We start from the raw sequence: 12,971 nt of genomic DNA on the forward strand, positions 1-12,971 counted from the left end.
ATAGAAAAAAGTAAAATAATAGTATATAATACTAATTAATAAATTTTTTAGGGGGATGGATTTGAGAAAATTATTTTTATCTTTTATTGTATTTGCATTATTAATTACAAATTTTAGTATTCCTGTAAATGCATCTGAAGCTAACGTTTATGACGAGAAAGAGGTAGAAGAACTAGCTAATGTATTAGAAATCTTGTTTGACAAGAGCATAGTTTATGGTATTGATGGGGGACCCGTCGGTTACAGTAGAGGGATTCTTGAAAAAGAATTATCAAAATTTCCTGAGTATATATATCTAATAGACGAATTAGAAAAAGAGGGAGTACTTATAGATGATAATAGATTAAATCAATCATCTATTCAAATAAGATCCTTAAGAAGAGAAAATCCAAAGTGGGTTAATTACAGTGAACGTTGTATTAGAAAAGGATTAAGTAACGCATTTGGTCCAGCAGCAATTACAGGAGTTTGGGAAGCTATCAGAGATGGAAATTTTAAAAAAGGCGCAAAGAAATTATTAAAATTAGGTGTAAAGGGTTCTATTCCGGGAATTATGGCAACAGCAATGTGGGAAGTTAATAAATGTAATTCTAAAGCAAATAAAAAATATAAAAGGTGGTTATAGGAGGAGCTTTGGAAAAATTAAAATCTTTATTTATAACTTTTTTCATCAGAATTCCGTTTGTATTTTCTATATCTTGGGTAATTTTTGCATATATTCGAGATGATGGTAGTTTATCTAGTATTGTTCCAATAATCGGAGTTTACTACATCATTATGAGTATTTTAGGATATATAACCATTAAAACTGATTTTAAAAATAAAGAGTAATTTCATTGGATTTTTTTACAAAGCAAGTAGGTAACGAAGGTAAATAAATATACTAACAAGAAAATAATTTAAAATTAATTTAGCCTACTCTTACGGGTAGGCTTTTTCTATGGGAACACAGTTACTTTTTACCAAAAGAAAAAGCTCTCTATATTAACAGAGAGCTACATTATTTAAACAACTTTTTTATTAGTTTAAACACATCAAATGTTGTTTTATTATATGCTGCTTTTTTAGGATTACGTACCCTAGTATCCCAGCAGATCCAAGTCCAACCTAATATTCTGGTATTATTCTTTCCACAACAAAAACCACCTCCCATAACCATAATCGAAATGAGTTACGGGGAGGGGGCTTTTTTATTTACTCAATAAAAGATCAAAACAGTTTAAATAGTAAAAATCACCTATGTAAAAACAAGGAAAAAAGATCCATGGCGCATGGGTTATTTTACCATTAGAATTTAAATAGAGAAAAAAACAGAAATGTCTTAAAAACAAGGGAGATTTAAAAGTACGGGGAGAAGGGGGTAGTTCGTGAAACGTGACTTACAAATCAATTATGGGGTTTTGGATGATGTCATAGGAGAACTACATACATATAAGAATGCTCTGGTAAAAATGAATGATTCCCTGGATAAGGTTTCTACATTTATTCAAACCAACAAGGGGAAAAGTGTTGAGGCATGGGATCAAAATATTGATACTTCTAGGGGTAAAATCGAAAAATACGAAACACAAATTAATGACTTGTTGTCATTATTTGAAAACTATGTACAAGACACGACGGCTTACATATCTCCTATTTCCAGAAACCAGATGATGCGGGTAGACAGAAATGATATATGGGCGAACCTCAAGCAAATAGACAAGGGTATGGAAAGAAACGTGCTTAAGGCATTGAACCGAAGTTATCAGACACCTTCATCTTTTTCGAGGTTGTTTGAAGATCCAACCGATACGGAAAAGGAAGCAAGTGAGAGTAATAGAAGGAATATGGAGCGAATTCAGGAGAGCATTCGAACAACTAGAAACAAACTTCAAAACAAAATGGATGACTTGTGGGAGCTGTATAACACAAAGATAAAACGGTTTGAAAATGTTGATGACGCTTATAATGATTTAGCTGGAAATGTAAAGAAAAAATATACGAACTTCTTTGAAGGAGTACAGGATATTGCCGATAGTATAAACAAAGGTGTGGACAATCTCGTAAAAGGGTTGGTACATAGCATAGCTGGGTTAGTTGAAGGGTTAGTAACGGTTGCGATGGATGTAGGTGTTGTTGGAATATCAGGTGCTATTCCTGATTCCATTGAACCAGCTTGGTTAAAGGAAAAAGCAGATCAAACGGTTGATAATTACACTCAAGCTATGATACAACTTTTACAAGATCCTATAGGTGTAGTGGAATCTGCTGCCCAGTCTTTCACCGACACTGTAGAACAAGAGGGAGTTATGTATGTAACGGGTGCTGCCTTGCCTTCTTTGATTCCAAGCGCTTGGGCTGTCAAGGGAGTAAAAGGGGTTTCCAAATTAGGAAGTGGAGGAAAATCGCCAAAGCTGACTGGTGGGAAACCTTACAGTAAAAGGTACTTTCAAGAGAAGGTAAATGCAGGTAAAGCAGCACTATCTAAGGTGAAAATGCCTGTGTTCTATCGAGAGCAACTTTCGACAGGCTATTCTACAATTCCGATGATTGGAGTTGGCTCAAAGCCTCTTGGTGAAATTCACCCGCAAATGTATACGGTAACTGAGGGTAGGATTGAAGGTAGTAAGAGAGCTAGTGATATTAAGAAGCATATGGATGACGTTTTAAAAAGATCAACATGTTCTCCAAAGGAATTACACAACTACTTGAATAATATCGATAGTAAATTAGCTGAGGAATTTACCAATACTGGAAAATGGCCAAAAGATATACAAATACCTAAAGACTCTAGCGTATTAACAGCAAATGGAAACATAGACTGGTCACAGGTTCCAAATGGAGGGTATGTGTTGGATGAAGCAGGAAATGCAATCAAAGAGGCATATATACCGAAAGTAGGGGAAATCATTGATAGATATGGAGCAAATAATGGCAGATACACTTCGCCTGTGAAAGATGGTATACCTTATAGTTACGATCAGAGGTCACTACCGTATGTCGAAGACTCCTCAAAATACCATCAGTATAAAGTTGTTGGAGATTTTAACAAGATAAGTAATTATATTGATGATGCTTCTCCCGAATTAAAAAAGGCTGTAGAAGGCTATATGAAAAAATACAACCTAAAAATGGATGATTTAACTACACAAGCTGGAAAAATTGCCCCTGGATTTGGGTCAAAAGGGTATGGCGTACAGTATGAACTTCCTATGCCAGTAAGTTTATTAGAAGATTTAAAGATACTTTTGGAGGTAAAATAGATGAATCTTGAAGAAGCAAAAAAAATTATTGAAAATGAAAAATTGGAGAATTATGTGATGTTTTCTGATGGTTTGAATAAGCCAAACAAGGTCGTTATTCAAGAAGCAAAAAACAATTGGAAGGTTTTTACGAATGATGAAAGAGCTGTCGTAACAGCAGAAAAATGTTATTTATCTTTGTCTGAAGCATTAGACGACTTCATTGAGAGATTAAGAGGAGACAAAGCATATAGGGATTATTTAAGCAGATAATAAAAAAATGAAGTGGATAAAAAGCAATTTATGAATAGAAAAAACTTAAGACACTTTCCGTTTAAAAGATTATGCACAGTTGTCTAAAAATCTGTGGATAAGTGCATGTAATATACGGGTAATAGAGAGTGTAAAAAGTTTTGTGTAAATGGATATACTTTCCAATAAGGAGATGATCATTTATGCAAGACTTTTTTCATGACAAAACCATTAAAGATTTGGTAAAAGAATGTCGTACTGTAGAAGATGTACAAGAGATGATGAAGCTTTTATTTAAAGATACCATTCAACGGGTATTTGAAGCTGAATTAGAGGATGAACTGGGTTATCAGAAACATAGTACCACTGGCAATAACACTGGAAATAGCCGAAATGGGTATAGTAAGAAAACGGTAAAATCTAAATACGGGGATACCGAATTGAATATTCCAAGAGACCGAAATGGTGACTATGAACCAAAGATTATTAAGAAGTATGAAACGACTATCAATGGAATAGAAGACCAAATACTGGGACTTTATGCAAAGGGGATGTCAACAAGAGATATCGAAAGCCAAATGCAGGATTTATATGGGCTTGATATTTCTCCGACCATGGTTAGTAAAGTAACCGATAAGATTATGCCTCTCGTCAAAGAGTGGCAATCACGCCCTCTTCATCGGGTTTATCCAATTGTTTATTTGGACGCAATCCACTTTAAAGTACGAGATGGAAATAGGATTGTAAATAAAGCTGCATACAGTGTTTTAGGAATTAATATGGATGGTCAAAAAGAGATACTCGGCATTTGGATAGGAGAAAATGAAAGTGCTAGTTTTTGGTTGGGCGTATGCACAGATCTTAAAAATAGAGGTGTAGAAGATATTTTAATTGCATGTAAGGACGGGCTTTCAGGCTTTTCAGAGGCAATTAGTTCTGCGTTTCCTAAAACAGAAATACAGCTATGCGTCATCCATCAGATACGCAATTCCATGAAATATGTCTCCTATAAGGAACAAAAAGAGGTAATGAAGGATTTAAAGAAAGTCTATCAAGCATTAACCTTAGAAGAAGCCGAACTGGCCTTCACTGCTTTCAAAGAAAAGTGGGAAAAAAAGCATCCTATTATTATTCGATCCTGGGAACAAAACTGGTTGGAATTAACCGCCTATTTCAGTTACCCTAGGGAAATTAGAAGAATTATATACACGACGAACATTATTGAAGGGTATCATAGACAACTTAGAAAAGTCACAAAAACAAAATCTGCTTTCCCGTCTGATGATGCATTAAGAAAAATGATATATTTGGCAACCATGGATATTACTAAAAAATGGACTATGCCAGTACAAGGATGGAAAGAATGTATATCACAGCTAGCCATTCATTTTGGAGAACGTCTAGAAACCGAACTTGCATTATAACTGTAGTTTGGTTCCGGCTTGACATGGAGCCTCTGCGGGCGTGATGAATTGGCGATGGAGATACCTTTAAAGAACAAAGCTATCGCCAACGAAAAAGCGAGCGTATCACGCCCGCTTCTCCACGTAAAGCCTGTATATTTTATTGTGTGCAATTCCCATTTACACAAAATAGTTTATACTCCCGGTAATATACAAAAGCACTCTAAACCCCTTGTTTTACACGCTACCTCAGTTCTCGAAGCGTTAATATATCAACGTTCAAAGCCCTTTTTCCTCTTTTGGAAAGAGGGCTTTTTTATGATAAAAATTGGTTTGTGACCATGTAATCACTGAACGTATCTGCAGTCTTTTTAGCAACAAATTGGGTGACATGTGTATAACCATTTTCTTTAAAATCTGTAATAGGTAAAGTATTGTTGCGTTTAGGCGCGGGTTTCCCCCTCGTGTTTTTACTAAACGGGGAAAATCATTACCAATATAGCCATGAGCTTATGCATCACGTAACGATGTTTTTATTTTAAGAAGCACTTCATGTGTTGTTTTTCGAGAATGTGTTTTAGCATATTCATCAATTTTCTTTTGAACGACAATAACATTTAAATCTTTTAATTGGATATCCTAAATAAGTTTAATAACCGCTAAAGTACGAACAATGATGTTTTTCAAATCCTCATCCGAATTGCAATTCTTGATTGCTTCCTGTCAATTGGTGGGCGTATTCGCCTTTATATTCCGCTTCAAATCGCACCCCAATAAATAAGCTCTTTGGCTTCATGACATAAATGCGCCATGCTTACCACCCAGTTGCTTAGCTTTCTTGTCGTATATGCATAGCGTTGTTAGTTTTGCCGCGTTTGCCAATGTAAATCGTCTCAGCGTGAAAGTATTTGCTAATATCGCTAATTTTCAATTGATTTTTCTTAAATTTTGTCTGTTCATTCATGCCTGTATCTCACTTCCGTTCGTCCTGCCCTTAAAGAACGATGAATCTGTGCTATATTCACATCCTCATTTTTGAAATCAACCGCCATATCAACACGGCTCAAACGATAAGTTTACTCATCAGATTCAATCACCTAAAGATTTGTGTAAATGAATCAAGTAATATCATTTTTTCAAAATTTTTTATTCAACTACAAATATTCAAGAAACCGGTATATACGGATTTTATATACTTAGAAACTATAAATATATTTATTAATATGAACTGGTCTTTATTTTCTCCTAATATACTAGTAAACATTAGATATTAGTATTTGAATTACTCTAAAAATAGCAACTCAAATATCGCAATAACACCAATTTTTAAAGCAATAAATATAATTTGGATATTAGTATTGTGTTTGATTTGATAAATTGAGCGAAATGATTTAATTTGTGATATGATAAATTGATATTTTGAAAGAATGGCTTTAATCCAGTTGCGAGTGAGAATATGAAAATTATATGTAGTCCAAGTACTGGTAAAGTACACTACTAAATAAAAAGTGTCTAAGTACAATTAGAAAGTAGGAAAAAAATGATTCCTTTAGTATATGATCAGGTTAATGGTTGGGGCAAAGACGGTGAGTTCTTTTTAGCACTATTAAAAAAGTTGCATATAAAAAAAATAGCTGATTTAGGTTGTGGAACAGGAAGAATGACATCTCATTTTGCGAAAGAGGGCTATCGTATTACAGCTATTGATCCAAATAAAGAAGCGATTGAATATGGAAAAAATAAAAAGTATCCAGGCGATGTGACTTGGATTGTTGGTGACAGCTCAAATTTACAGGAGAATACGTTTGATGCTGTTATAATGACAGCAAATGTTGCGCAAGTATTTCTTACGGATAAAAGTTGGCAACGTAACATTTCCGATGTATATAGGGCATTAAAACCTAGAGGGCATTTTATTTTTGATATCCGTAATCCATTAGCAAAAGTGTGGGAACAGTGGGAAAAAGATATGACTCCCGACATTGCTATGAATCAAATGAGTGGCGACAAACTTGAAATTTGGACGGAATACGATGGATTTGTTGAAGATATTTATACTTTTTATGAAACTGTGAAAAATGCAAATACCGGTGAAGTTCTAATTCGTGAAAAGATGCAACTTAAATTCCGAACACAAGAAGAAATCGATGAATCATTGCAACAAGTAGGTTTTTCACAAATCCAAGTTTATGGAGATTGGGAGTTTAAACAAGCAACTGAGGAAACCAAATCTTTTATTTTTCATAGCGTAAAATAAGTTTCTTAAAAAGTTTTCTTATTCCTTAGCCTATACCTAATAGGTAGGAACGATAAAATCATTTTCTAAAACTATTTAGAGAAAGGCATAAATTATACGAACAAACTAGTTAGTAGCGCTACTTTTTTATTGAAATCCTCGAATAGAAATTACATTTTTTCGGAAAACACCTTCTGAATTTTTATGATATTATTTAGGACAAGATAGATTGTTGGTTTTATAATTTAATAAGATACTATTAAAGTTGAGATACATGATACAGTTTACGATTATACAAGTTAAATAAATATTAGTATTGGTTAACTAATATTACCTCTTATCTAAATAGCTTATAGAGAAAATAATAGTCTAAAAATACTTAAAGTTTAATTATTAGACTTTTTGAAAAAAACGGGACTTATCTTGTTGTTCTCGGTTTATATTACAACCAGAAGGGAGGGTGAGGCAGATGAATCTTAAATCTATTACGTTCGGTACTTCATTAGCTATAGTGTTTGGAATTACTCTATCAAGTATAGGTGCTATTTTTGGGGATATAGTGGGATTAGTTGTAGGAAGAGATAGTAAGAAATCATAGTAAGTTATTCTTTAAGCACTCTCAATACAACTGTACTTTTAAAAGAGGTATCCTATAAGCCCCTAAATGAACTTGAACACTAAGAGTGAAAAGTACTATACTACTTAATGTGCTAGGGAAGCTAACAAAACATTCAAAAGAACTTAAAATACAGGTTATAAAAGAAGCAATGGAAACAGGGAAGACATCTGTTGTTGTGGTGGGATCAAGAGTACAAAGACCGCAAATATGTGATGTTGATGTAACAACTGTCCCAGACCTCGATTTCAGGCAACTTCCGAATGAAAATGACAAATTGAAATAATATTGGATGAAAGGATCTTGAAATTGCCATTTTACTAGATCTTATAAAAAAGAAGATTTCTCACTTGTTGAAAAAATAGAAGTAGCCGATAAAATAAATGGATCCAAAAAGGATATGCCATAAAATTGGTATTAATAATAGTTCATATTCCACGTTTCACCTACTATTTACGAAATAATTACCGAGTGAGGATAAAAAGTAAGTGAAGGTTGTCCAGCACCAGACTACTTCACCAACGAGGACGGAAAAGAGCATCAGATGCGTTAATTAAAAGAACATTTTTACGTTATGCTTTCAGTCGATTACAGCATGTACTTGCAACTGTTCAATTTTTACCATTTATTATAATAAGATCCTGCAGCATTATAAACAAATTTAAATCGATGTTTTAGAGCTAATTCCTTACTCTTATCAGGCTCAGAAAATCCGACAGCCATAACCTGTGTTCCGTATTCTTCTCTTACTTGTTTTAATTGTTCCATTTTATTTAATGCCCATTCATCTTCTCCTACTACACTGTATGAAAAGTCTTCCCACATAATGAAATCTATATAAGGGGCAGTGTAATTTATTAATGTATTAAATCCCCAGTTCTGGGCAATTGATAAGTTATTAAATTGTTCTTTTGCTTTTTTTATAAAATCTAGTAATGCCTTATTTTGTTCTTTTTGTTCAACAGAAGGTAAAAATGAATCAATATTTCCGACAGTATCTAAGAATACGCCATCTAATTCCCTATCAACTACTTGTTTCTTAATCTCTTGTAATAATACATCTTGATAATGGATGGAAGTCATATCCATCATGTAAGAATCCCACTTTTCAAAGTACATTCTATCGCCGTTTTCGTCCTTATAAAAATCGTCTTCAGTTAACTGGTTATAAAGTTCCTTATTCCGTTTATCACCTTCCATAGCATTAATGTATCCATAAACCAAAGTTCCGCTTTTTTGGGCAGAATTTATATACGATTGCTGCATTTCAATCGGTTCAACGATAACTAAATTCATTTGCTTCATTTTCTTAGCTATTGACTCATTCCCTTTATCTAGATAATATTTAAATTCTTCTACATCTTCTAATATTTGTTGGATGGTTTTTTGTTTAGAAATTTGCTTATCAGTTTGCTCTTGATGTTCTTCCATTATCTCGTCTTGTTCAATCATCGCTACTGACTTCACAAGTTTAAAGGATAATGTGATTAAAGGTATAGCCAACATTATCGCGATAATTATTAAAAATTTTCGATTCATACAAACCTTCTTTTCTATATTTATTTGCTAAATTATTTGTTTTTCTGTTAACATTCAATGTTGATGATTTACCTATTCTATGAATTCCGCGTATCCAATAGGAATCCATGTAAAGACTAAGTTTACTCACCTCTGCATATCGATCATTTGCTTCGAAAACCTAACAATGAAAGTACGATAACAAGACAATTATTCAGAAAAAAATAAATGTCCGTTTTGAGACAAAACGCATTGCTTTTAATAACGGAATTTTATAAAAATTAAACAGGGTTTCAATTAAGGTTGTATTCATGCGCAATCGAATTGTAAAGCTATTAGACCATCCCAATGTTAACCATATGTAAACCCTTTATAAAAACACATTTTTTGTGATGTATATAAGAATGGGTACTTCTTATAATTGCTTTTACTTCTTCCACTTTTTTATATGAAGCTCTAAATTCCACTTTGCATTTTGAACCATAGGATATATTTTCTTTTTTACCTTGAAAGGGGTTAGATGCTTCCAAGGGCTGCCAATATCCTTTTGTTTCACCGTAAGAAACAACATGATCATAGTCTCTAACAGTAATAAGTCTATATTTGTTTAGTTCATTACGTAATAGAAATATGTAATCTTCAGGTAGAAGTACTTCAAACTTAACATATTCAAAATTCAATTGGCTTCTTCTTTTTATTTGAATTTCTGTTTTGTAATATCCTCCAGCCAATACCTGGGGATCTAGTTGATTATAAAATTTTAATATATTCATGTTTTACTGTGTAATAACTTCTTTTATAAAAAGAAAGGTTGCATGGTTCGTTTATCCCCACCACGTAGCTAAGACAAATATAGACCAACATGAAGTAAAAGAACCAATTATAAAAATAACAAACGTATATCTGGAAGAAATGTTTTTACTTAGTATTTTCTTTTTAGCTGCAATGTAGACTAATAGCAAGGAAACTAAAAACATACCAATACTAATTATGGTGCTAACTGTTAAATAATATATAGGATGAATAGCTGAGTACACTTCTTCATTTAAAAAATATGCCAATCCTTGACCGTATAAACCTAATATGGTAGCCATAAAAAGACAAATAACGATGAAAAAATAAAATATCACTATTTGTTTTTGTCTTCCAGTCAATTCATATTCACCTCCAACCAACTACGTTGCTATAGCGATAATAATTTAATTCTATTACGCAATTTTATCGCAAGGTGTTAACTGATTTACATTGTATCGCAATTTCATTCCATGTTAAAATCTTAAATTACCAATATTTTGATCTTTATTCGATTTATAGTAATCTGTTAAACAACGTTTTTTATATTTTGTTCAACCACTTAAAGCTGAAAAGCTATAAACAGGAGCTTGTGCAAACAGAAGCAATTAAAAAGAGGGTGGCTAAAACCAAAGATAAAAAGTGGATTAACATTGGAAACTCATTTTTTTTATTCCATACTATTAAAACTGTTTATTTTTATTTAGCAAAAACTGACTAGTATCATTCTAGCAGTTACAACACGTATTAAAATATGGAGTACGAAATTAATTTTTAACGTGTTTATTTTCAGATTCATTGCTTCTGAATTTTTCACATAGATCGTACTACTCCCATCAAAGGATATATACCTCAATAAAATTCAAGTCACACAAGTAGACGAGTAAGTCTCTGCCCACTCGCCTTGTCACTTGCTTCGTAGTAATAGATAAATGAAATATGGTGCACCAATAATGGCCACAACAATGCCTGTTGGAATTCCATCAGGCGGTAAGATATTTTTGCCAATCGTATCTGCTATTAATAACAACCAACCGCCAATTAAAACAGCGATAGGCAAGAATAACTGGTGTCTTGGACCCACAAGCCCTCTTGCGATATGTGGTGCCATCAAACCAATAAATGCAATGCCACCTGTAACGGAAACAGTGGCCGCTGCTAATGCTGCTGCTACAATTAATAAGATAATTCTTTCTTTTTGAACTTGCATTCCAAGGCCGATTCCAACTGGTTCACTCATACCAATAATATTTAATTGATGCGACTTCATGTATGTATATGGAAATAAAATTAGAATCCATGGAAGTAGTGCCAGTATGAACGGCCAGTCCGTCCCCCATATATTTCCTGCCAGCCAGTTCGCAATAAAGTCCACTTTTTCTCGTTTAGCACCGGACATGAGTACGACCATTAAACCAGAAAATGCCATCGAAAATCCGACTCCAACAAGGATAAGATGTACAGGCTTTACTCCCGTTTTCCTTTGATAAGAAAATAAGTAGATTAATATTACAGTGGTCATTGCTCCTATAAAAGCAACGATTGGTATCATATAAACAAAATTTCCAATCTCTATTGGCATGAATAAAAAGAATACTGCAATGGCTACCCCTGCTCCGGAGTTGATGCCAATGATTCCTGGATCGGCCAAGTCGTTTCGTGTTAATCCTTGTAGAATGGCTCCAGAAAGTGCCAACGCCATCCCAGCTAATACAACAATAATAAGCCGTGGTAAGCGAATTGAGAAAAAGACAAAATCTTCTTTGAATGTTCCATCACCCAAGATAGTCGGAATGAAGCGATCAATAGACACGGATGACGGGCCAACACCGATTGCTATAACGGAAGTGATGAAAATGAGCACTACTAAAATGAGTATAATAATACGTTGTTTTCGTATCAGATGTGATGAGATCATTGTAATGCTCTTCCTCCTTTTCGAACAACGAATAGAAAGAATGGAAGCCCAAGAACAGCTACAATGGAAACAACTGGCGTTTCCATTGGTGCGTGAATCGTTCGACCAACCAAGTCTGCAAGTAACATAAAGATGGCGCCTGTAAAAATGGACATCGGAATAATTTGACGATAATCTACACCGACTATTGCTCGTACGATGTGTGGAATCATTAATCCGATAAACGCCAGATTGCCAACTAAGGCCACTGCAGCACCTGCTAAAATGATAATAACGATAAATAATAACCAGCGAATCCGTTTCGTATCTTGCCCTAAGCCAATGGCAACCTCTTCATTTAAGCTTAAAATGGTAACCTGTCGAGAAAGGAATAAGGCAATTACCAACCCTAAAATAATAAACGGAACAATAATATATAATTGGTGCCAAGTAGTTCCAATTGCACCACCAGCAGTCCAAAGGGAAATGTTTTTCGAAAGTTTGAAATATAACCCAATACCATCGGCAACGGCTTGAAGAAAGATAGAGATTGCCGCACCTGCTAAGACTAACTTTACAGGGGTAAATCCACCTTTTTTTATCGATCCGATACCAAAGACAAGCCCGGCCCCCATGGCAGCACCAATAAAACATGCGATCATAATACCAAATGTATCTACTTTTGGTAAAAGTGCGAGCGCAAATGCTAATGCAGCATTTGCGCCGGATGTTAAACCAAGTAAACCTGGATCTGCTAATGGATTTCGTGTCATCCCTTGCATAATCGCACCTGATACAGCTAGTGCAGCACCAACAAACATCACTGCAACTTCTCGCGGCAAGCGAATATTTCGGATAATAGAATAACCATCTCCATTATCTTGTTGGATGAGTGCATGAAAGACATCGGAAAAGCTGGTCTCTTTTGCTCCTACTTTTATTGCAATAATGAAGGTGAATAAGCATAAAGTGATGGCTATTATTAATTTGATTGGGAAAGCTGAATCATGGATTTCTTTTTCTACTTGCTTCACTT

Annotated in this window: 12 protein-coding genes; 7 read left to right on the forward strand and 5 right to left on the reverse strand. The window is 34.2% G+C overall.

The features are described from left to right. Positions 1-61 precede the first annotated feature (61 nt). The 7 genes from JNUCC74_RS01055 to JNUCC74_RS01085 all read left to right on the forward strand — a co-directional run bounded on the left by JNUCC74_RS01055 (position 62) and on the right by JNUCC74_RS01085 (position 7,710). On the forward strand, positions 62-625 hold the full coding sequence (locus JNUCC74_RS01055) for a hypothetical protein (protein WP_454066577.1): 564 nt from the start codon (positions 62-64) through the stop codon (positions 623-625). Between the two features lie 8 nt (positions 626-633). Next, positions 634-831, forward strand: a complete 198-nt coding sequence (locus JNUCC74_RS01060; RefSeq protein ID WP_454066578.1) for a hypothetical protein — start codon at positions 634-636, stop codon at positions 829-831. Positions 832-1,367: 536 nt separating this feature from the next. Further along, positions 1,368-3,242 carry a TNT domain-containing protein gene (locus tag JNUCC74_RS01065; RefSeq protein ID WP_454066579.1) on the forward strand — a complete coding sequence of 625 codons (1,875 nt, stop codon included), beginning with the start codon at positions 1,368-1,370 and terminating at the stop codon, positions 3,240-3,242. After that, entirely contained in the window at positions 3,243-3,494 is a 252-nt protein-coding gene (locus JNUCC74_RS01070; protein ID WP_454066580.1) for a hypothetical protein, read from the forward strand. It abuts the gene before it with no gap. A 182-nt stretch (positions 3,495-3,676) separates the two neighbouring features. Beyond that, positions 3,677-4,897 carry an IS256 family transposase gene (locus JNUCC74_RS01075; protein ID WP_454066581.1) on the forward strand — a complete coding sequence of 407 codons (1,221 nt, stop codon included), beginning with the start codon at positions 3,677-3,679 and terminating at the stop codon, positions 4,895-4,897. Between the two features lie 1,519 nt (positions 4,898-6,416). Next, positions 6,417-7,133: a class I SAM-dependent methyltransferase gene (locus JNUCC74_RS01080; RefSeq protein ID WP_454066582.1), complete on the forward strand. Its 717-nt coding sequence runs from the start codon at positions 6,417-6,419 to the stop codon at positions 7,131-7,133. Positions 7,134-7,581: 448 nt separating this feature from the next. Further along, the gene (locus JNUCC74_RS01085) at positions 7,582-7,710 is read left to right on the forward strand and encodes a hypothetical protein (protein ID WP_454066583.1); all 129 of its coding nucleotides are present in this window, start codon (positions 7,582-7,584) and stop codon (positions 7,708-7,710) included. A 636-nt stretch (positions 7,711-8,346) separates the two neighbouring features. On the opposite strand, the gene JNUCC74_RS01090 is transcribed toward JNUCC74_RS01085, so the two are convergent. The 5 genes from JNUCC74_RS01090 to JNUCC74_RS01110 all read right to left on the reverse strand — a co-directional run bounded on the left by JNUCC74_RS01090 (position 8,347) and on the right by JNUCC74_RS01110 (position 12,969). Continuing rightward, positions 8,347-9,267, reverse strand: coding sequence for a putative glycoside hydrolase (locus JNUCC74_RS01090; protein WP_454066584.1), 921 nt, complete (start codon positions 9,265-9,267; stop codon positions 8,347-8,349). Positions 9,268-9,581: 314 nt separating this feature from the next. Next, positions 9,582-10,019 carry a hypothetical protein gene (locus JNUCC74_RS01095; protein ID WP_454066585.1) on the reverse strand — a complete coding sequence of 146 codons (438 nt, stop codon included), beginning with the start codon at positions 10,017-10,019 and terminating at the stop codon, positions 9,582-9,584. Between the two features lie 51 nt (positions 10,020-10,070). Beyond that, positions 10,071-10,400 (reverse strand): hypothetical protein, encoded by a 330-nt coding sequence (locus JNUCC74_RS01100; RefSeq protein WP_454066586.1) that lies wholly within the window; start codon positions 10,398-10,400, stop codon positions 10,071-10,073. Between the two features lie 545 nt (positions 10,401-10,945). Then, positions 10,946-11,956 carry a FecCD family ABC transporter permease gene (locus JNUCC74_RS01105; RefSeq protein ID WP_454066587.1) on the reverse strand — a complete coding sequence of 337 codons (1,011 nt, stop codon included), beginning with the start codon at positions 11,954-11,956 and terminating at the stop codon, positions 10,946-10,948. Next, the gene (locus JNUCC74_RS01110; RefSeq protein WP_454066588.1) at positions 11,953-12,969 is read right to left on the reverse strand and encodes a FecCD family ABC transporter permease; all 1,017 of its coding nucleotides are present in this window, start codon (positions 12,967-12,969) and stop codon (positions 11,953-11,955) included. Before JNUCC74_RS01110 ends, JNUCC74_RS01105 begins: the two co-directional genes overlap by 4 nt. Between the last annotated feature and the right edge of the window lie 2 nt (positions 12,970-12,971).

It is taken from the genome of Cerasibacillus sp. JNUCC 74 (assembly GCF_053667775.1).